This is a genomic window from Actinomadura sp. GTD37, from assembly GCF_041951365.1.
In the GTDB taxonomy this organism is placed as follows: Bacteria; Actinomycetota; Actinomycetes; order Streptosporangiales; family Streptosporangiaceae; genus Spirillospora.
On record NZ_JBGNUS010000001.1, the window covers coordinates 562,673 to 580,915 of the forward strand.

Genomic DNA, 18,243 nt, shown 5'->3' on the forward strand with positions numbered 1-18,243 from the left:
AGCGTCCGATTCTTACAGTTCGGATTGTTAAGGTGAGCGCGATGGGCGAAGAGGGCCGCGAGTACCGGGTCGAGGAGCTGGCGGCCGAGGCGGGGGTGCCGGTCCGCACGTTGCGCTACTACCAGGAGCGGCGCCTGCTGCCCGCGCCGCGCCGGCAGGGGAGGGTCGCCCTCTACAACGCGTCCCATCTCGGGCGGCTGCGGCTGATCGGCGAGCTGCTCGACCGCGGCTACCGGCTGGACGGCATCGAGGAGCTGCTCGCCGCCGCGGACGAGGGCCGCGACGTCACCGAGCTGCTCGGCTACGAGTGGGCGGCCGCCACGCCCTGGGCGGAGCGGGCGTCGGCCGAGGTGAGCGCGGCGGAGCTGGCCGCGATGTTCGACGGGCGGCTCACCCCGGAGATCATCGCGGAGGCGGCCGAGCTGGGGTACATCACGCTGCTGGACGGCGAGCGCGTCGTGATCCACAGCCCGCGGCTGTTCGACGCGGCGGTCCAGCTCGTCGAGGCCGGGTTCCCGCTGCGCTCGATCCTGGCGCTGAGCTGGGAGCTGGAGGCCGCGTTCGACCGCATGGCGTTCGGCTTCGTCCAGCTGGTCCGGGGCCAGCTCCTGGACCGCCGCGCCGGCGACCCGACCCCGGACGAGCTGGACCGGCTGGCCGAGCTGGTCGGGCGGCTGCGCCCCATCGCCAGGACGGTCGCCGACGAGCATTTCGCCCGTGCGATGGATCGCCGCCTCACCAAGGACATTTCGGAGATCAGAGAGCGAATCCGGCCTACGCGCCGGTAACATACCCCTACCGCATCCACGCGGAATTGGTTACTCTCGGCCAACCATCCCAGCCTCAACTGGGAACGAGTCGCGAGGGGGTCCACGGTGGCAGGGACGGACGACGGCCAGGTGGCGGTGGTGACGGGCGCCGCCCGCGGGCTCGGCGCACTGCTCGCCCGCAGGCTGGCGGACCGCGGCATGCGGGTCGCGCTCCTCGGCCTGGAGCCCGCCGAACTCGCCGAGGCGGCCGCCGCGTGCGGCCCGAACGCCCGGCACTGGGAGGTCGACGTCACCGACGACGCGGCCCTCGCCCGCGCCGCGGCCGAGATCAAGGCGGCCTACGGGCGCGTCGACATCGTGATCGCGAACGCGGGCATCGCCACCGGCGGGCCGGTCGAGCACTCCGACCCGCGCACGTTCAACCGCGTCATCGAGGTCAACCTGCTGGGCAGCGTCGCCACCGCCCGCGCGTTCCTGCCCGCGCTCCGCGAGAGCAAGGGCTACTTCTTCCAGGTCGCCTCGCTCGCCGCGCTGTGCTCGGCGCCGATGATGGCCGCCTACAGCGCCAGCAAGTCGGGCGTCGAGGCGTTCGCGCACAGCCTGCGCGCCGAGGTCGCCCACCACGGCGTCCGGGTGGGCGTCGGCTATCTGAGCTGGACGGACACCGACATGGTCCGCGGCGCCGACCAGGACGCCGCGCTCGCCGACATGCGAGCGAAGCTGCCGTTCCCGACGAACCGCACCTATCCGCTGGAGCCGACCGTCGACCGGCTCGTGGCGGGCATCGTCCGCCGCCGCGCCCACGTCTACGGCCAGCGCTGGCTGCCGCTCCTGCAGGCCGTGCGCGGTTTCGTCCCGGCGACCGTCACCCGGCACGCGCGCAGGAACCTCGCCGACTCCGAGACCCGCTGGCTCGCCGCCGGCGGATCCACCCGCCTCGTCGGCGCGGGCGGTGCCGCCAACGAGACCGGGAACGTCCCATGAAGCCCGACCTGCAGCGGTTCCTCGCCGACCGCATCGACGAGATCACCGCCGAGGTGGCCGGCGAGATCGCCGCCCGCGTCCCCGCCTACACGCACCTGCGCCCCGCCGAGATCTCGAACCTCGTCCGCGAGGCCATCGCCGCCTACTCGGGCGCGTGCGAGGCCCGCGCCGTCCTGCCGGTGTTCCGCGCGCTGGGCGCCGGCGAGGCGTGCGCCGGGCACGACGTCGGCCACTTCGAGTCGGCGCTGCGCGCCGCGGCCCGCGTCCTCGTCCGCCGGACGGCCGGGGCCGCGGCCCGGCTGTACCCGCCGACGGCGGAGTTCATCACGGTCATGGAGACCGCCTTCACCGCCGAGAGCGCGATCGTCGGCGCGGCCGTCGACGGCTACCGCCGCGCGACCCGCCCCGCCGTCGCGCGGCGCCTCTACCCGCTGCTGAGCAGGAACTGAGGCGCGGCCGGTCCCCGCTCAGCGCTCGTGGACGGCCCTCTCGTTCGGGACGCAGTGCGTCATTCGCAGGCCGCCGACGTCGCGCGGGCCGTTCTTGCCGAGGTTCGCGAGCCGCTGCCTGTCCTCGTCGGTGAGGTCCTGGCCGGGCAGCGGGCCCATGTCCTTGACGTCGTCCGGGCCGATTCCGAGACCCTCGCCGACGCGGAGCCCGAGGTCGTCCTCGACGAGCAGGAAATGCCACACCATCCGCTCCTGGACGGGACGCGCGCACTCCGAGATGAGCTCGACGAAATTGCGGACGAGGTCGTCGCGCTCCCAGTCCTCCATGAGGCAGTAGCGCTGGCCGGCCTGCTTGTAGTCGTTCGCGCGGAGAATGCGCTTGCGGGTCAGCCGTCCCCGGATCTCCGGGCCCTGATCGTCGTGCGTCGGATATTCCGCCTCGCGGAGCCCGCCGGTGATGGACGGTTCATAGTTGACGTGCGGGTTCTCTCCGCCGCCGTCCACGTGATACGCCATCTGGCCGTCGCGTTGATTCGTCCGCACATTCGCGTTCTTGGCCCGGTTGACGGGCAGCTGCAGATAGTTCGGCCCCACCCGGTGGCGCTGGGTGTCGCTGTAGGAGAACGTCCGCCCGACGAGCATCTTGTCGTCGGAGAAGTCGAGGCCGTCGACCAGGACGCCGGTGCCGAACGAGATCTGCTCGTTCTCGGCGAAGTTGTCGGCGACGGCCCGGTCCAGGACGATCCGCCCGACCGGCTTCGCGGGGAAGTCGTTCTCCGGCCACACCTTGGTGTCGTCGAGCGGGTCGAAGTCGAGTTCGGGGTGGTCGTGGTCGTCCATCATCTGGACGAGCAGCTCCCATTCCGGGAAGTCGCCGCGCTCGATGGCGTCGCGCAGATCCTTCGTGGCGTGCCCGAGGTCGCCGGCCTGCACGTTCGCCGCGTCCTCCCCGGTCATGCTCCGCACGCCCTGCTTCGGCATCCAGTGGTATTTGACGAGCTTCGTCTCGCCCGTCGCGTTCACCCACTTGTAGGTGTTCACGCCGAAGCCCTGCTGGTGCCGGTAGTCGGCGGGGATTCCGCGCGGGCTGAACACGTTGACGAGCATGTGCATCGACTCGGGGGTCTGCGACATGAAGTCGAAGATCCGGGCGGGCTCCTGCCGGAACGTCACCGGGTCCGGCTTGAGCGAATGGATGACGTCGGGGAACTTGATGGCGTCCCGGATGAAGAAGACCGCCAGGTTGTTGCCGACGAGGTCCCAGTTGCCGTCCTCGGTGTAGAACTTGATGGCGAATCCGCGCGGGTCGCGGGCCGTTTCCGAGGAGTCCCGCCCGCCGATGACCGTGGAGAAGCGCAGCGCGATCGGGGTGCGCTCGCCCTCCTCCTGGAACAGCTTCGCTCGGGTGTAGTCCGCGATGGGCTCGTCGCCCCATTTCCCGTACGCCTCGAAGAACCCGTACGAGGTCGTGCCCCGCGCGTGGACGACCCTTTCCGGGATGCGCTCCCGGTCGAAGTGGCTGATCTTCTCCAGGAACTGGTAGTTCTCCAGCGTGGCCGGACCCCGGGCCCCGACCGTCCGCTGGTTCTGGTTGTCGTAGACCGGGTGGCCCTGCCGATTGGTCAGTACCGGACGATCGTCCCCCGGCTGCGGCCCCCTGCTCGAAACGTCCGTCACGACGCCTGTCTCCTCTCCGCTGCTTCGAGGGCGCTCTACCCGGAAAGCGGCAACGCATTGATCCGAAACAGGTAAACGCTGCCGGTCGGGCGGCGGGATTGCCATCGCCGGGTGGTGTGGCGAGGATGTGGGCGGTGATCCCGATTTACACGACCGACACGGTGCCCATCGACGGGTCCCCGCCGGTGACGCATGCCTGGCCTGTGTGGACCATGGCGACGGACATCGGGCAGGGGCTCGAGACGCTCGCCGTGTCCGCGGGCAGCCGCGGGGCGCACGCGATCATCGGTGTGCGGGTGACGACGTTCTCCAGCACCCCGCTGCTGGAGCGCTGCGTGCTGATGGGAACCGCGGTCGTCCTGGGCGGTGAACCGGCTCCGGTGCCGGGCCGATAGCGGCCGACGCGGGATTCTGCCGGTGCTGATCCGCCCCGCCGGTTCCGGCCGTCAGGCGCCGAGGGCGGCGGCCAGTTCGTCCAGGTACCGGGAGACCGGGCCGAGGGTCAGCAGGCCGCTGCCCGCACCGGCCAGCTCACCGGCGGCCGGGACGAGTTCGCCGTACGCGCGGCGCATCGCCGCGCGGTCGTCCAGGTCCAGGGCGGCGCGGGCGGTCAGGCACCACAGCGCCTCGAACAGCAGGTCGCGCGGCGGTTCGGGGACGTCCCGCAGCGCGCCGGCGGCCTCGTCCGCACGGCCCCGCGCCAGCAGCACCAGGGGACGGGCCCACGGCTCATAAGGCCCCCAGCCGGACAAGTCGGCCTGCGCCGGCCGCCCGTGCTGGACGCGCAGGCAGAGCAGCGCGAGCGACGGCAGCCCGTCCGCCAGGCCCGGCATGCCGGACCCCCGCATGCGCTCGGCCGCGGCCAGGTAGGCGGCCTCCGCCTCGGTCGTCCGGGCACCGGACGCCGCGAGCCGCAGCGCGCGGTACCACGCGGTGAAGACGCCCACGAGCGGACGTTCGTGACGTTCGGCCAGCCGGTCGGCGGCGGCCGCGTGCTCGTCGGCCCCGCCGAAATCGGCGAGCGCGCTGCGCGCCTGCAACCGGATCAGGCGACCGAGCACCGCATGGCTCGCCAGGTCGTGCCGGGCGGACAGTTCGACCAGCTCAGCGCCGATCCCGTCGCGCCGCGCCGCCAGCCCGGCCCGCTCGAAGGACTGCATGAACGCGCCGTTCAGCGCGAACGCGAGCAGCGCCGGATCGTCCAGGGCGCGGGCGACCGCCTCCGCCTCCCGAGCCGCCTCAAGGGCCCGCCGCGTGCCGGTGCCGCGCGACTCCACGGCGATCGTCGCGAGCAGCCGGCCCCGCGCGGCCTCGTGCCCGGCGGCGGGCAGGGCGGCGAGCGTGCGCTCGGCCGCCGCGACGACCTGGGCCGCCTGCGCCGGGTCGTCCGACCTGGTCCAGATCGCCGGGACGTCGTACGCGCCGATCACCCGCGCGGTCAGCTCCGCGTCGCCCAGCTCCTCGGCCGCGAGGATCGCCGGCACGCGCTGCTCGCGCGCCGCCTCCAGGCCACCGCCGCCGGTCATCGCGAGGTTGCGCAGGATGCCGACCGTCGACTCCAACCGGGACCGCGCCCCCGTCGCCACGGTGCGGTCGTAGGTTTCGGCAGCGCGAGCCCACAACCGCGACGTCGGATCCAGGTGGTCGGCCTGGCGGAGGATGTCCTCCTCTAGGCCACGCAGTTCCGGCCCTGGGTCGACCCCCAGTTGCTCTACGAGGAGACCCCGTGCTCGGCGAAGGACTGCCAGTGCGTCCCCCTGGCGGCCGGTCCGGTAGAGGGCGAGCGCGAGCAGGCGCCACGCGTCCTCGCGCCACGGATGCTCGGCGACGTGCGCGTCCAGGTCCGGCACCGCGTCGGCGGCCCGGCCCAGCGTCAGCCGCGCCTCCGCCCGCCGCTCGATCGCGCGGAGCCGCAGCTCCGCCAGCCGGGACCGTTCCGCGCGCGCCCACGGCTCGTCCGCGACGTCGGCGTAGGCGGGCCCGCGCCACCGGCCGAGCGCCTCGTCCAGCGTCGTGAGCAGCTCCGACGCGGGACGGGACGCGGTCACGGCCTCCTCGAAACGCCAGGCGTCCACCCCGTCCGGGCCGGGCCGGAGCGCGTACCCCGGCCCCTCGGTGACCAGCAGCCGGGGCGGTGTCCTGGGCGGACGATCAGGCTCCAGGACGCGCCGCAGCGCCGCCACGAAGGTGCGTACCGCCCCGACACCGTCCGAAGGGGGAGCGACCCACAGATCGTCCACCAGCAGGGACACCGGGACGACCCGTCCACGCGCGATGATCAGCCGGGCGAGGACGGCGCGATGCCGGGGCCCCTTCAAGGCGATCGGGTTCCCGGAGCCGTCCCAGGCCGTCACCGGCCCCAGCACCCCGAACAGGACGTCCACCCCAGCCACGGTATAGCGCGCTGCCCGGCTGCTCATCGGATGCTCATTCACGAGCGGCAACCTGAAGCCATGCCAACCATCACTGGATTCGACTACAAGCGCGTCTCCGTCGCCGAGGGCGTTTCCCTCAACGTGGCGATCGGAGGCTCCGGCCCGCCGATCGTCCTCCTGCACGGCTTCCCGCAGACCCACCTGATGTGGCGGCACGTCGCCGTGGACCTGGCCGCCGACCACACCGTCATCTGCCCTGACCTCCGTGGATATGGAGCCAGCGACAAGCCGGACGGCGACTACTCCAAGCGCACCATGGCCGCGGACATAGTCGCCTTGGCGCGCGCGCTCGGCCACGAACGGTTCGCCCTGGCCGGCCATGACCGCGGCGCTCTCGTCGCCTTCCGCGCCGGTCTCGACCACCCCGACACCATCACCCACCTGGCCTGCCTCGACGTCCTGCCCACCCTGGACATGTGGGACGTCATGCACGGCGCGACCGCCGCCGTCGGCTTCCACCTCTACCTGATGGCCCAGCCGCCCGGCCTGCCCGAGCAGTTGATCGCCGGGGCCTCGGACGCGTTCTTCGGCCACTTCCTCGACCTGTGGGCGAACGACCCGTCCGCGATCCCGCCCGGCGTCCGCGCCGCCTACCTGTCGGCGTGCCGCGACGCGATCCCGTCGATCGTCGCCGACTACCGCGCGTCCGCCGGCGTCGACGTCGAGCACGACACGGCCGACCGCGGCGCGGGCAACCGGCTGCGGATGCCCGTCGCCGTCCTCCAGCAGGACTGGGGCGCCGCCCTCGGCTACGACGCCGTCGCCCTCTGGCGCGCCTGGGCGTCCGACCTGGACCACGGCACCGTGACCTGCGGCCACTTCATGGCCGAGGAGGCGCCCGCCGAGATCGCGAAGTCGCTGCGGGCCCTGCTGACCCGCTGAGGGCACACCGGTACGGGCGGCGCGCGGCCCGGCGAAGCAATCGCCGGGGATGGCGTGCTACCAGGGTGGTCCGCCCTGCGTCGCCGCCCACACCCACACGTAGAGGATGAAAGCGGACGCGACCAGCCCGAGCAGCAGTTCCCAGTTGAGCGGCGTGCTCCGCCCGCGTTTGCGTGCCTTGCTCATCGTCCGTCCCCGTTCGGCCGGTGTCCTGGTCGCTACGCATGTAGCCGGACGAACCGCCCGTAACCTCAGCGGACGGCAAACAGGTCGATTACTGGAAGTACTTCTCGAACCCCTGCGCCATGGAGTCGGCCATGCGCTGCCGGAACGACGCGTCCGACATCTTGGCGGCGTCCCCCGGATTCGACATGTTGCCGCACTCGATGAACGCGGCCGGCACCGTGGACATGTTCAGCCCGCCCAGGTCGTCGCGCTGGTCGAGGCCGTCCTTGCCGATGTAGGTGGCGAAGGGCATGCCCGTCCCCGCGTGGAAGGCGTCGCGGATGTCGACCCCGAGCCGGTCTGACTCGTCCACGATGTTGGTGTTCTTGCCGACGGGCTTCGGCACGATCACATGGAACCCGTGCCCGGACGCGGCGGCGCCGTCCGCGTGGATCGACAGCGTCGCGTCCGCGCGCGCCCTGTTGGCGGTGGCCGCCCGCTCCGTGACGCACGGCCCGACGCCGGTGTCGTTCTCCCGCGTCAACGACACCTTGGCGCCCTCGGCCCGCAGCACCTTCGCGAGCCGGTTCGCCACGTCCCAGGTGAAGGCGTGCTCGCTGTAACCCTCGGGCGTGCTCGTGCCGGTCGTGTTGCACGGCTTGTAACCGTTTCCGATGAAGACCCGCTTGTTGATCTCCTCCGGATGCGCCGCGTTGCCGCCGTTGTGACCGGGATCGAGCACGATCACCTTCCCGCTCACCGCGGACGCGCTCTTGGTGGCGGACGCGCTGGCGGACGGCGTCCCGCCCCCGCCGTACCCGCCGCCGCCGCCGGACGACCCGCCACACGCGGCCAGCAGGCCAAGGCACAGCACCGCCCCGGCCATCGAAAAACCCGCAAACCCGCGCACAAGCCCGCCTCCCCCGAGGACCGCCCCGTACCTCCCCCAGTCTGCACCCAGAGCAATCGGCCCAAACGTAAGCGAGCCGGTGGAACGCACAAGGGGTGGGACGCCTGGAGGACGTCCCACCCGATGTGCTTGGCGGGGGCGTTAGCTCTTCGTGAACTGGGCGATGGCGCCGAGCGTCACCGTGTCCGCGAGGTACCCGATGTGCGTCTGGCAGGCCACGTAGTGGTTGTTCGCACCGTTCAGAACGGTGCTGGTGTAGGGGAGGATGACGCCGTCGCAGGGCGAGTACCACGTGGCGTACTGGGTGGCGCCCGGCGTCTCGTCGCCCGCGGTGATCTGCTGGATGAAGGACGAGCCGGGGAGCATCTGGCGGCACGTCTCGTAGACGGTGCACGCGCTGGCGAAGGTCGTCCCGTGGTTGGCGCCCGCGACCGACGCGAGGTGCGCCACGTTTCCGTTGCCGTTCAGGACCTTCAGGTAGTACTGGCTGACCAGCCCGCCCATGGAGTGGTTGACGATGTCGACCTGCGACGCGCCGGTCCGCGACTTCACCTGGTTCACGTAGGACGCGAGGCCGGCCGCGTTCTGCTTGTTGTCGCCGTAGGAGTTGTACTCGTACGCGAACAACTGATCACTGCCGTAACCGGCGGCACGGAAGACGGACATGGCCGTCGCCCAGTTGGACGCGTTGCCCGTGTACCCGTGCACGAAGACCACGGGCCGCGGGCCCGCCGCGTTCGCCGGCGCCAGGCCGAGCCCGAACGTCGCGACCGCCGCGCACAGCGCCACGAGCGATCCGAGGATCCGTTTCATGAAGCCTCCAGGGGTGGGGAGAACCAACGCCCTGAACTGTGACCCCTCGGATCCACGCCCGCATCGGCGAAATCACCGGCCTCCGCGCCGCGCCGGACGGCCCTTCGACCGGTCTTGCCGCCGGGCGGCCGGTCAGGTGGACCAGACGAAACCCTTGGCGCTGCCGTCCGTGATCCGGCCCGTCCCGGAGCCGTACTGGACGACCTGGAACCGCACCCGGTAGCCCTTGCGCACCGTGTCCGCCGCGACGTTGTAGTGCAGGAACGTCGCACCCTTGCTGGCGGTGTACTCGGCGATCGGGCCGTTCTCGACATTGCCGCCCGAGTCCGCGCGCTCGATCACGCGCGCCTGCAGCTCGGTGCCCGGCGGCAGCCCCTCGATCCGGACATTCGTGGTGAGCGCGTAGCGGGCAGAGCCGACGATCAGCGACGAACCACCCTCGTCCCAGTGGTGGTGCGCCGAATCGGAGTACTCCTTGCCCCAGTTGACCGTGACCCACTCGCCGGACGGGAGGTCCTGGCCCTCGGTCATCCCGACCGACACATAATCCGGCATATCGTCCTCCTCGATCTCGGCGGGCATACCGGCCCGCACCCACGCGTACAGCTGGTCGCCAGGACAACTCGTGGCGTACACGTCCCGATGCCCCAGCTTCGCCAGGTTCCGGCCCGTGCGCCGCACCGCCTCGTCGTACACCGCCCGGATGGACCGCGTGGCCGCCGTGGTCGCGTCGCCGTTCCGCCCGATCATGCAGACGCCGATCCCGGACGCGTTGTGGTCCGGCGCGTGCGCGCCCACCGTCAGCCAGCCGCGTCCCTCGTAGATCCGGCCCTGGACGTCGACCAGGAAGTTGTAGCCGATATCGGACCAGCCGTTCCCGTCCATGTGAAAGTCCTGAATGGACCGCACCGACTGCGTGGTGGGGCCTTCGGAGTAGTGGACGATGAACTCCGTGCGGTCCTTCCAGGTGACCGTCGAGCGGGACCGGGGTGCGCGGGCGCCCCACTCCTCCCGGCTGATGATGTCCACGGCCGGCCTCCAAACGGATTGCAACGTGACCGAAAAGCCTAGGGGTACCGCCGGTGCTCTTCACCTGGAACCGGCGAACAAGCACCCACGGGCACATCAAGGGACGCCTTTACCCGCCCAAATCCCCGCCAACCAAGCCGCTGGGAGCCGCGCCCACCGGCGGACGTCCAGTCAAGTGATTACCGAGAGCTTGATCGGGCATAGCTGGACGGCATGGGGAGGGGGAGACACGGCCTCCACAGGCCGCGTGGTTCAGGAGGGCGCGGTATGGCGAGCGGAACGGTCCCGGCCCGCATGCTCCGGGTGGCGCGATGGTGGCCGCCGCTGTTCGCACTCTGGATGCTGTTCGTCGGCGACTGGTCCTGGCTGATCGGCGTCTGGGGCGCCGCCATGGCGTTCATCGCCGCGGTCGGCGCCGAACTGGTCGTCGCGCAAGGGCTGCTGGACGTCCGGGGACGGTGGCGCTGGTGCCGCGAACTCGGCCCGGCCACGCTGGCGGTGCTCACCGACTTCGGCATCGTCGTCCGCGTCCTGGCCACGTGCGTCGCCACGGGACGACGCGAAGCGGGCACCTTCCTTCACGACGCCGGCGCGTCCGGCCGAGGACCTGAGCCGGCCGGTCGCCGCGCATGGACGACGCTGATCGCGACCTGGTCCCCGAACAGCTACGTGCTCGACATCTCGCCCGATTCCGGACGGCGGCTGATCCACGACCTCCGCCCGCACCGGTCATCGGAGCGTCCGTCGTGACCCGTCCCCTGTTCCTGATGGCGGCGGTCGCCCTCCTCGCCGGCTGGCTGCCGCTGCTCGTCGTGGGCATTCGCGCAAGGACGTTGGACGGCGTCGCCGCGCTCCAGGCGGCGGGGACGCAGACGACGCTGGTGCTCGTCTGCCTGTCCACCGGGCTGCGGCAGTCGTCCTTCGCGTCCCTCGCCCTGATCACCGCGGTCTGCGTCGTCGTCAGCGGACTGATCTTCGCCCGCTTCCTGGACCGGCCGCCGTGAGCGCGGCGGAACTGGCCGCGCAGGTGCTGCTCTGGGCCGGGGTCGCCGCGCAGCTCCTCTGCTGCGTCGGCGTCTGGTGGATGCGCGACGTCTTCGACCGGCTGCACTTCACCGCGGCGGCCGGCGCCGTCGGACCCGCGCTCATCGGCACGTCCGTGGTGCTGACCGGCGGCGCCGGGTCGGTGTCCGGCACGGTCGAGGTGGTCACGGCGACGGCGGTGCTCCTCCTGCTCAGCCCCGTGGTCACCCACGCGGTCGGACGGTCGGCGCGCCGCGCGCTCCACGGCGACAGAGGGGAGGGAGCGGACTGATGACGGCGACGCTCACGACCGTCCTGCAAGCGATCGCGCTCACCCTGGTCGGCGTCCTGGCGGTGGGGACGGTCCTGGTGCGCGACCCGCTCCGCCAGGTCGTCGTCTACAGCCTGTTCGGGCTGGCGCTCGTCATCGCGTTCGCGACGCTGATGGCCCCGGACGTGGCGATCGCGGAGGTCGCGGTGTCCTCGATCGCCGTCCCGATGGTGCTGCTGCCCGTCATCTACGTCACCCGCGGCGGTGGAAGGGGATGAGCGAACGGTGGCGGCGGGCGCTGGTGCTGCCCCCGCTGGCGGCCATCCTCGCCGTCCTCGTCCGGGGATATGCCGACCTTCCCGACTTCGGTGCCCGAATCGGCGAGTACGGCCGTCTCATCAACCAGAACGCCCAGGGACAGCGCCACATCACCAACTACATCACCGCCGTGATGTTCGACTACCGCGGCCTGGACACGATGATCGAGGAGTTCATCCTCTTCACCGCGGTGATGGGCCTCGTCCTCCTGCTGCGGTCCAGCCGGGACGCCGCCGGGAAGCGGCCGCGCGACATCGCGGCCTCGGACGCCGTCCGCACCGTGGGCGGCACGCTGGCGCCGGTGCTGCTGCTGTTCGGCCTCTGGGTGATCACCTTCGGCTACATCACGCCCGGCGGGGGGTTCCAGGGCGGCGTGATCGCGTCCGGCGGCGCGCTGATGCTGTGGATCGCCGGCGGGCACCGGCCCTTCCACCGCCTGGCGCCGGCCACGATGCTCGACGCGTCCGAGGGCCTCGGCGCCGCCGCCTACGTCGCGGTGGGCTTCCTGGGCCTGACCGCCGGCGCCGCCTTCCTGGCGAACACCCTCCCGCTCGGCTCGACCGGGACGCTCGCCTCCACCGGTACGATCGCCGCCCTGAACTGGGCCTCCGGCATCGAGGTCACCGCCGCCTTCGTGCTGATCTACCGCGAGTTCATCGAGGAGTACGCGCAGCCGTGACCTACTACCCGTACGCGGTGGCCGGGGTGCTGTTCGTCGCCGGCCTGTACGGGGTGGCGGCCAGCCGCAGCTACATCCACCTCGGGGTCTGCCTGAACATCATGCAGTCGTCCACCTACCTGCTCCTGCTCGCCATCGGCTACCGCCGCGACGCGTCCCCGCCGGTCACCCAGGGCCAGCCGCCGGGGACCCCGCTGACCGACCCGGTCGTCCAGGCCCTGACCCTCACCGACATCGTGGTCAGCGTCGTCGTCCTGGCCCTCGTCCTGTCGCTCGCCCTCCAGGCCCACCGCCACGCCGGGACGGTGGACCCCGAGCAGATGCGCCCCACGCGCGGATGAACCAGCTCGTCCCGCTGACCATCGCGCTGCCACTGGTCTGCGCCGCGCTGCTGGCCGCGGTGGGCCAGCACGTTCCCCGCCTGGTCCCGGACGTCCTCGCCATCGCCTGCGCCGCCGCGGTCACCGCCATGTCCTTGACCCTCACCCTCCGCGCGAGCGACCGGACGATCGTCTACTGGTTCGGCGACTGGCACCCCGTACAGGACGGCTTTCCGTGGGGGATCGGCTTCGTAGTCGACCCCTTGGCCGCCGCCGAGGCGACGTTGGCCTCGGTCACGGTGCTGGCGGCCCTGGTGTTCTCGTGGGGCCATTTCGAGAGCATCCGCCACCTCTTCTACTCGCTCATGCTGGCCTTCCTCGCCGGCATGGTGGGCTTCGTCCTGTCCGGCGACCTCTTCAACATCTTCGTGTTCCTGGAGTTGATGAGCGTCGCCGCCTACGCCCTGAGCGGCTACCACGTAAGGCGCCCGGAAGTCCTGCAAGGAGCATTGGACTTCGCGGTGCTGAACACCATCGGAACCCTGACCCTCCTCATGGGCATAGGCGTCCTCTACGGCCGCACAGGCAACCTCAACCTGGTCGGTATCGGCGCCGCCCTTGCCCAAGACCACCCACCGGGCCTGCTGGTCCTGGCGCTGACCTTGGTGACCGTAGGCTTCCTGGTCAAAGCCGGAACCGCGCCATTCCATTTCTGGCTGACGGACGCCTACACCGTGGCGACCGCCCCCGCGGCCGCCATCTTCACCGCGGTCATGAGCGACCTGGCCTTCGACGTCTACTCCCGTGTCCACGCCACCGTCTTCGCCCCGACACTCGGCACCGGCGACGCCGTACGCCACGCGCTCCTGGCCCTGGCATTGCTGAGCGCGCTCCTGGGTGCGGTCATGTGCTTCCTGGAAGCAGACTTGAAACGCCAATTGGCATTCATGACGGTGAGCAACGGCGGCATAGTACTGGCCGGTCTGGCGACCCTGACGGACACCGGCTTGGCCGGCTCGATCATGTACATCGTCACCGCCGGCCTCCTGAGAGGCGCACTGATGCTGTGCCTGGGGATGCTGATCGTCCGTTTGGGCTCGTCCGACGAAATGGTCCTGCACGGCAAGGGCCGCACCGGCCACGCCCTTCTAGCCCTTCTGCTGGCCCTGTGCGCGGTCGGCCTGGCCGCCCCGCCCGGCTTCGGCCCGTTCATCTCCCTGACCCTCGTCTACGACGCGCTGACGACCACCGGCTACGCCTGGACGGCTCCCCTCCTGGCGCTATGCGTAGCCTTGAGCGCCGGCGCGACCCTCCGCGCGATAGCCCGCATCTTCCTAGGCTGGGGCCCCGCTCACGACCCGTCACTGACCAGCCAAGAGACGAAACCCCACCGCCTCAGCGGCCGCCATCGCCTCTGGCCCCTGACCGCCCCGCTGCTACTGACTCTGCTCGCCTACTTCCTCGCCTTCGTCCCAGATCTCCCCGCCCATGCGATAAAGGCGGCTGCGGAACTCCACGACCATGCCGCTCACGCCCGCCTGGTGACCGAGGGAATCACCCCACCCTCGATCTCCCTCCCCGAACACACCATTTCTCTGCGTGACTGGTTCTACGGCCTGATCTCTCTCGTGGGCGCATTCCTGGCAGCCGCAACCGGCCTATGGTGGCAACGCCTACCACTGCGCGTCAAAGGGCCCCTACGTATTTGCGCTCGCCCGTCCATAATCGCACTGAAAACCGTCCACAGCGGCAGCATAGGCGACTACACGACTTGGCTGATCGCAGCCACCGCGACCCTGGCCCTAACCTGGACCGTCACTCTCTAACCCCTTTGACCGGACCACCCAATGGGCTTCTGGCACCTGCGGACAGGACGGTCCGCCCTCTCGACCGAGCCGCCCTGCCCGCAGTTCCGCTTAGCGGTAGTCGTTCTCCTTCAACTCGACCACCCATGCACGGCGCTCGGCGATCTTGCCGTCCCGCATGACGAACACCTCCGCCATCGACATGCGCATCTCACCGCCCGCGGCCCGCCGCACCGTCCCGGTCATCTCCGCCATGACGACGTCGTTCTGCTCGACCATCCGAACGACCTCCAGGTGCGGAGGGTTGACGAACTCGGGCGGCCCGTCGATGGCCTTGTCGTAGGCGTCCTTGCCGGTCAGGTGGAACCCGCCGAAGACGGTCCACTCGATGTCATCGGTCAGGCAGCCCAGAATCTGCGCGTGGTCGTTCTTCCGAAACCCGTCCAGGTACCTGTTGACGGTCTCGATGTTGTGTGACATGTCAGTTCCTTCGGATTCGAGTGCCTCCAGGGGTGCGACCGGCCGAAGCCGGCGGCGCCCTCGGCAGTAGATCGGAGCGGCCGCGGCGTTCTCGACATCACCCTGACGGGCCGGGCAGGGCCGGGTTGGGCTGGACACCGCCGTCCCGCGGATCAGCGTCCGGTCTTCGCGCGCACGTAGTGGCGGGCGGCCTTGGCGCGGTTGCCGCAGACGGCCATCGAGCACCAGCGGCGGGTGCCGCTCTTGGTCGTGTCGAAGAAGTGCAGCACGCAGTCGGGGTGCGCGCAGGGTTTGACGCGCGCGGGCCCGTCGATCATGAGCCGGAGGTAGTCGGCGGCGGCCAGCCAGGACGGCAGCCACGCGGGATCATCGGTCCGCGGATGCTCCTCCCTGCCGCTCGGCCCGAGCCGGTAGTGCAGTGCTCCGCGGTCGAGAACGCGGTTGAACGCGTCCACCGTTTCCGCGGACGGACCCTGGTCGAGGAGCGCCAGGAGAACCTCCCGCGTCTCCACCGTGGCGTCGAGCGTCGACCGATCGGCCGCGGCCCGATCGTCCAGCCTCGCCGAACGCAGCCAGACGGCCAGGCCGCCGGTGGATTCGAGCAGGTCGTGCTGGACGCGATCGTCCACCCACCGTGTGTTGACCAGGTCCAGGCAGAGCGGCTCGCCGACCAGCGGCCGAGGGTCCGCGCTCTCCTGCTGCTGCAAACCATGCTCATGCTGCACGCCACGGATTCTACCCGTCTATCGCGACTTAGCCGGTTGACGATCACGTACTAACCGTCTATCGTCCGATTACCAGTTAGTTGATCCTGGGCGGGACAGCCCGGGGGTTTGCGAGGAAGATCATGGAGACGGCCGCCATCAAGGCCCTGCGAACGGGACACGTCGGGCTGAACGTGACCGACCTGGACCGGTCACTGCCCTTCTACCTGCGCGTCTTCGGACTCGACGTCCAGGCCGAAGGCAAGGACCCCGGCCGCCGCTGGGCCTTCCTCGGACGGGACGGCCAACTGCTGCTGACCCTGTGGCAGCAGAGCGACACCACGTTCGCGACCCGTTCGGCGGGCCTGCACCACCTGTCATTCCAGGTCGAAACGATCGACGAGGTGAAGTCCGCCGAGCAGGTGCTGCGCGAACTCGGCGCCGAGCTCGTCCACGACGGAGTCGTCCCGCACGGCGAAGGCGTCTCGTCCGGCGGGATCTTCTTCACCGACCCCGACGGGACTCGCCTGGAGATCTACGCGCCCACCGGCGCCGACACCGCCCCCGCGCCCAGCGGGGCCGCCCCTACCTGCGGTTTCTTCTAACCCGGAAGGAGGCCGCTGTGGCGGTCGACGTCTACCACGAGGGCGAACGAGCCGCCCAGCGGCGTGCCGGTCTGCTCGACCAGGGCGGATTCTCCGCCCGCGCCATCCGCACGGAGATCCCCGAGGTGGCGCGCACATTCCTCCTCCAGCAGCCGATGCTGGTGCTCGGCGCCGCCGACACCGGCGGACGACCATGGGCGACGCTGCTCACCGGGCAACCCGGCTTCCTGCACGCCGAGGACGCCGGCACGCTCACCATCGACGCCCGTCCCGCTCCTGGCGACCCGCTCCACGACCGGCTGGAAACCCCCGCGCCGGTCGGCATGCTCGCCATCGAGCCGTCCCGGCACCGCCGAATGCGACTGAACGGACACGCCGTCCCCACCGAGCGCGGCCTGCACGTCAAGCTCGACCAGGTCTACTCGAACTGCCCCAAGTACATCCAGAAACGCGAATACCAGTGGGAGCCGGCCGCCGCCCCGGGCCGCCCCCAACATTCGGCCGCCCTCACCGGACACCAGCAGCGATGGGTCACCGGCGCCGACACATTCTTCATCGCCACTTCCGACCGCGAAGGCGACGCCGACGCCTCCCACCGCGGCGGCAACCCGGGATTCATCGAAGTGGTGTCACCGACGGTGCTGCGCTGGCCCGACTACGTCGGCAACGCCATGTTCAACACCCTGGGAAATCTGGAGGTGAACCCGCATGCCGGCCTGCTGCTCCCCGACTGGCGCACGGGCGCCGTCCTGCACCTGACCGGCACCGCCCGCACCGACTGGAATGCCACCGCGATACCGGGCGCCGAACGACTGGTCGAATTCACCCTGACCGAGGCCATCGAAATAGCTGCCGCAATACCCCTCCGCTGGGGCACCGCCACCCCGTCCCGCTTCAACCCGCCCGTCCACCAGCGTCGGGACGGCTCGTGATTCTCTGACGCGGCAATCACGAGCCGTCTGGGCTGAAGAGCCTCGGCCCGACGTCCTTACTCGTAGACGGCGTAGGCCCGGATCACGGTCTGGCCGAACAACTCGTGAAGCCGCGCGCGATATCCCCGACCACTTCCGCACATCCGGCGAGCACTGCCTACCAGTCGGAGGCTACGTACCGATCGAGGACGTTTGATCGACGGCCCGATGACGTCCTGGTCCGTACGAGCACACAACGCATGGGGGACACCGGCGATCGCTTCGCGCGACCCCTCACCGTCGAAGACGGCCGCATCAGACGGCAGCAGCACATGCACGAGGACAGGCTCGCGGTCGCCGAAGTCCCCTGCCACCCGACCACCTGCGGCGTGATCGGGCACCCCGCCATGAGCACGACTATGCCGCCCAGGACGATCAACGTTCCGAGGGTCTGGCGGGCAGCCGTGGCCAGCCCTCGCGCAGTGAAAGAACACCGTCGCTCGATGCTCGGCCCGGGGCCGGACGCCGCCGAGGGTCAGACCCCGTCGGCGGGCCACTCTGAGCACGTATCCGGGGTGCAGGTGGAGGCGTGCAGAATGAGGTTGCCGCGTGTGCCGTACCAGGGCTCGATCGTGGCTCGACGACCTGGGAACGCGCGCTCGGCCGCCTCGGCGTCGCCCTGATCGAACGATCCGTAGAACAGAGGATGCCCGGAGAAGAGTTCAATCTTCTCCGACCCCATAGGCCACATGGCCCTGTGCATGTCGACATCAAAGAACTGATCGGGAGCTGGCCGGTTGGTCACACCTCCAGCGTACGACAGAAGGTAATCAGCTGGTAGCGGAACGGCAAAGAGTCGACGCCGCCTTGCAGATCATTGCCCCACCCAAGGTCAGCCTCCTCAGACGAGGGGCGGGTCGATGAGCTCAGTCGAAAGTGGCGAAATAAGAGACCAACAACTTCTTCGCCCTATAGACCGCAAGTAGTCCGGCAGTTCGGATATGCACTGCCAC

23 protein-coding genes are annotated in these 18,243 nt (G+C 70.4%); 14 read left to right on the forward strand and 9 right to left on the reverse strand.

All coding sequences use genetic code 11. The annotated features are described in order from the left end of the window. The first annotated feature begins 41 nt into the window (after positions 1-41). From ACA511_RS02800 to ACA511_RS02810, 3 genes are all read left to right on the forward strand, one after another. Positions 42-788 (forward strand): MerR family transcriptional regulator, encoded by a 747-nt coding sequence (locus ACA511_RS02800; RefSeq protein WP_375022417.1) that lies wholly within the window; start codon positions 42-44, stop codon positions 786-788. Positions 789-875: 87 nt separating this feature from the next. Beyond that, positions 876-1,754 carry an SDR family oxidoreductase gene (locus ACA511_RS02805; protein ID WP_375022418.1) on the forward strand — a complete coding sequence of 293 codons (879 nt, stop codon included), beginning with the start codon at positions 876-878 and terminating at the stop codon, positions 1,752-1,754. After that, positions 1,751-2,203, forward strand: coding sequence for a hypothetical protein (locus ACA511_RS02810; RefSeq protein ID WP_375022419.1), 453 nt, complete (start codon positions 1,751-1,753; stop codon positions 2,201-2,203). Before ACA511_RS02805 ends, ACA511_RS02810 begins: the two co-directional genes overlap by 4 nt. An 18-nt stretch (positions 2,204-2,221) precedes the next feature. On the opposite strand, the gene ACA511_RS02815 is transcribed toward ACA511_RS02810, so the two are convergent. Beyond that, positions 2,222-3,880, reverse strand: coding sequence for a catalase (locus tag ACA511_RS02815; protein ID WP_375022420.1), 1,659 nt, complete (start codon positions 3,878-3,880; stop codon positions 2,222-2,224). Positions 3,881-4,014: 134 nt separating this feature from the next. Between ACA511_RS02815 and ACA511_RS02820 the strand changes: the two genes are divergently transcribed. Continuing rightward, positions 4,015-4,275, forward strand: coding sequence for a hypothetical protein (locus tag ACA511_RS02820; protein WP_375022421.1), 261 nt, complete (start codon positions 4,015-4,017; stop codon positions 4,273-4,275). Positions 4,276-4,326: 51 nt separating this feature from the next. Here ACA511_RS02820 and ACA511_RS02825 read toward each other — a convergent pair whose 3' ends face one another. After that, positions 4,327-6,300 (reverse strand): BTAD domain-containing putative transcriptional regulator, encoded by a 1,974-nt coding sequence (locus ACA511_RS02825; RefSeq protein WP_375022422.1) that lies wholly within the window; start codon positions 6,298-6,300, stop codon positions 4,327-4,329. Positions 6,301-6,333: 33 nt separating this feature from the next. Between ACA511_RS02825 and ACA511_RS02830 the strand changes: the two genes are divergently transcribed. After that, positions 6,334-7,197: an alpha/beta fold hydrolase gene (locus ACA511_RS02830; protein ID WP_375022423.1), complete on the forward strand. Its 864-nt coding sequence runs from the start codon at positions 6,334-6,336 to the stop codon at positions 7,195-7,197. A 57-nt stretch (positions 7,198-7,254) separates the two neighbouring features. Here the strand turns inward: ACA511_RS02830 and ACA511_RS02835 are convergent, their stop codons facing one another. The 4 genes from ACA511_RS02835 to ACA511_RS02850 form a co-directional block, all read right to left on the reverse strand. Beyond that, positions 7,255-7,383: a hypothetical protein gene (locus ACA511_RS02835; protein WP_375022424.1), complete on the reverse strand. Its 129-nt coding sequence runs from the start codon at positions 7,381-7,383 to the stop codon at positions 7,255-7,257. A gap of 88 nt (positions 7,384-7,471) precedes the next feature. Beyond that, positions 7,472-8,248: an N-acetylmuramoyl-L-alanine amidase gene (locus ACA511_RS02840; protein WP_375022425.1), complete on the reverse strand. Its 777-nt coding sequence runs from the start codon at positions 8,246-8,248 to the stop codon at positions 7,472-7,474. A gap of 165 nt (positions 8,249-8,413) precedes the next feature. Further along, positions 8,414-9,085, reverse strand: a complete 672-nt coding sequence (locus ACA511_RS02845; RefSeq protein WP_375022426.1) for an esterase/lipase family protein — start codon at positions 9,083-9,085, stop codon at positions 8,414-8,416. 132 nt (positions 9,086-9,217) lie between these two features. Next, positions 9,218-10,114, reverse strand: coding sequence for an N-acetylmuramoyl-L-alanine amidase (locus ACA511_RS02850; protein WP_375022427.1), 897 nt, complete (start codon positions 10,112-10,114; stop codon positions 9,218-9,220). A 267-nt stretch (positions 10,115-10,381) separates the two neighbouring features. Between ACA511_RS02850 and ACA511_RS02855 the strand changes: the two genes are divergently transcribed. The 7 genes from ACA511_RS02855 to ACA511_RS02885 are packed head-to-tail and all read left to right on the forward strand — an operon-like array spanning position 10,382 to position 14,551. Continuing rightward, positions 10,382-10,864, forward strand: coding sequence for a hypothetical protein (locus ACA511_RS02855; RefSeq protein WP_375022428.1), 483 nt, complete (start codon positions 10,382-10,384; stop codon positions 10,862-10,864). Beyond that, entirely contained in the window at positions 10,861-11,118 is a 258-nt protein-coding gene (locus ACA511_RS02860) for a monovalent cation/H+ antiporter complex subunit F (RefSeq protein WP_375022429.1), read from the forward strand. Before ACA511_RS02855 ends, ACA511_RS02860 begins: the two co-directional genes overlap by 4 nt. Beyond that, positions 11,115-11,429, forward strand: a complete 315-nt coding sequence (locus ACA511_RS02865) for a monovalent cation/H(+) antiporter subunit G (protein WP_375022430.1) — start codon at positions 11,115-11,117, stop codon at positions 11,427-11,429. The genes ACA511_RS02860 and ACA511_RS02865 overlap by 4 nt, the downstream gene beginning before the upstream one ends. Next, a complete protein-coding gene (locus ACA511_RS02870; protein ID WP_375022431.1) occupies positions 11,429-11,686 on the forward strand; it encodes a Na(+)/H(+) antiporter subunit B in 258 nt (85 codons plus the stop codon). The genes ACA511_RS02865 and ACA511_RS02870 overlap by 1 nt, the downstream gene beginning before the upstream one ends. Further along, positions 11,683-12,405 (forward strand): MnhB domain-containing protein, encoded by a 723-nt coding sequence (locus tag ACA511_RS02875; protein ID WP_375022432.1) that lies wholly within the window; start codon positions 11,683-11,685, stop codon positions 12,403-12,405. The genes ACA511_RS02870 and ACA511_RS02875 overlap by 4 nt, the downstream gene beginning before the upstream one ends. After that, entirely contained in the window at positions 12,402-12,746 is a 345-nt protein-coding gene (locus ACA511_RS02880) for a sodium:proton antiporter (protein WP_375022433.1), read from the forward strand. The genes ACA511_RS02875 and ACA511_RS02880 overlap by 4 nt, the downstream gene beginning before the upstream one ends. Continuing rightward, complete coding sequence (locus ACA511_RS02885) at positions 12,743-14,551, forward strand: complex I subunit 5 family protein (protein ID WP_375022434.1); 1,809 nt, start codon at positions 12,743-12,745, stop codon at positions 14,549-14,551. Before ACA511_RS02880 ends, ACA511_RS02885 begins: the two co-directional genes overlap by 4 nt. A gap of 90 nt (positions 14,552-14,641) precedes the next feature. On the opposite strand, the gene ACA511_RS02890 is transcribed toward ACA511_RS02885, so the two are convergent. Together ACA511_RS02890 and ACA511_RS02895 are read right to left on the reverse strand one after the other, a co-directional pair. Continuing rightward, positions 14,642-15,010 (reverse strand): nuclear transport factor 2 family protein, encoded by a 369-nt coding sequence (locus tag ACA511_RS02890; RefSeq protein WP_375022435.1) that lies wholly within the window; start codon positions 15,008-15,010, stop codon positions 14,642-14,644. Between the two features lie 152 nt (positions 15,011-15,162). Further along, the gene (locus ACA511_RS02895; RefSeq protein WP_375022436.1) at positions 15,163-15,735 is read right to left on the reverse strand and encodes a CGNR zinc finger domain-containing protein; all 573 of its coding nucleotides are present in this window, start codon (positions 15,733-15,735) and stop codon (positions 15,163-15,165) included. Between the two features lie 122 nt (positions 15,736-15,857). Between ACA511_RS02895 and ACA511_RS02900 the strand changes: the two genes are divergently transcribed. Together ACA511_RS02900 and ACA511_RS02905 are read left to right on the forward strand one after the other, a co-directional pair. Further along, the gene (locus ACA511_RS02900; RefSeq protein WP_375022437.1) at positions 15,858-16,319 is read left to right on the forward strand and encodes a VOC family protein; all 462 of its coding nucleotides are present in this window, start codon (positions 15,858-15,860) and stop codon (positions 16,317-16,319) included. Positions 16,320-16,336: 17 nt separating this feature from the next. Beyond that, positions 16,337-17,251: a pyridoxamine 5'-phosphate oxidase family protein gene (locus ACA511_RS02905; RefSeq protein ID WP_375022438.1), complete on the forward strand. Its 915-nt coding sequence runs from the start codon at positions 16,337-16,339 to the stop codon at positions 17,249-17,251. 514 nt (positions 17,252-17,765) lie between these two features. Here ACA511_RS02905 and ACA511_RS02910 read toward each other — a convergent pair. After that, a complete protein-coding gene (locus ACA511_RS02910; RefSeq protein ID WP_375022439.1) occupies positions 17,766-18,035 on the reverse strand; it encodes a hypothetical protein in 270 nt (89 codons plus the stop codon). Positions 18,036-18,243: the final 208 nt, after the last annotated feature.

Bases quoted from the DNA above. Each gene is read 5' to 3' on its own strand.
- ACA511_RS02800 (WP_375022417.1), top strand. From the start codon at position 42: ATGGGCGAAGAGGGCCGCGAGTACCGGGTCGAGGAGCTGGCGGCCGAG.
- ACA511_RS02810 (WP_375022419.1), top strand. From the start codon at position 1,751: ATGAAGCCCGACCTGCAGCGGTTCCTCGCCGACCGCATCGACGAGATC.
- ACA511_RS02825 (WP_375022422.1), bottom strand. From the start codon at position 6,300: ATGAGCAGCCGGGCAGCGCGCTATACCGTGGCTGGGGTGGACGTCCTG.
- ACA511_RS02830 (WP_375022423.1), top strand. From the start codon at position 6,334: ATGCCAACCATCACTGGATTCGACTACAAGCGCGTCTCCGTCGCCGAG.
- ACA511_RS02835 (WP_375022424.1), bottom strand. From the start codon at position 7,383: ATGAGCAAGGCACGCAAACGCGGGCGGAGCACGCCGCTCAACTGGGAA.
- ACA511_RS02840 (WP_375022425.1), bottom strand. From the start codon at position 8,248: ATGGCCGGGGCGGTGCTGTGCCTTGGCCTGCTGGCCGCGTGTGGCGGG.
- ACA511_RS02845 (WP_375022426.1), bottom strand. From the start codon at position 9,085: ATGAAACGGATCCTCGGATCGCTCGTGGCGCTGTGCGCGGCGGTCGCG.
- ACA511_RS02855 (WP_375022428.1), top strand. From the start codon at position 10,382: ATGGCGAGCGGAACGGTCCCGGCCCGCATGCTCCGGGTGGCGCGATGG.
- ACA511_RS02870 (WP_375022431.1), top strand. From the start codon at position 11,429: ATGACGGCGACGCTCACGACCGTCCTGCAAGCGATCGCGCTCACCCTG.
- ACA511_RS02875 (WP_375022432.1), top strand. From the start codon at position 11,683: ATGAGCGAACGGTGGCGGCGGGCGCTGGTGCTGCCCCCGCTGGCGGCC.
- ACA511_RS02885 (WP_375022434.1), top strand. From the start codon at position 12,743: ATGAACCAGCTCGTCCCGCTGACCATCGCGCTGCCACTGGTCTGCGCC.
- ACA511_RS02890 (WP_375022435.1), bottom strand. From the start codon at position 15,010: ATGTCACACAACATCGAGACCGTCAACAGGTACCTGGACGGGTTTCGG.
- ACA511_RS02900 (WP_375022437.1), top strand. From the start codon at position 15,858: ATGGAGACGGCCGCCATCAAGGCCCTGCGAACGGGACACGTCGGGCTG.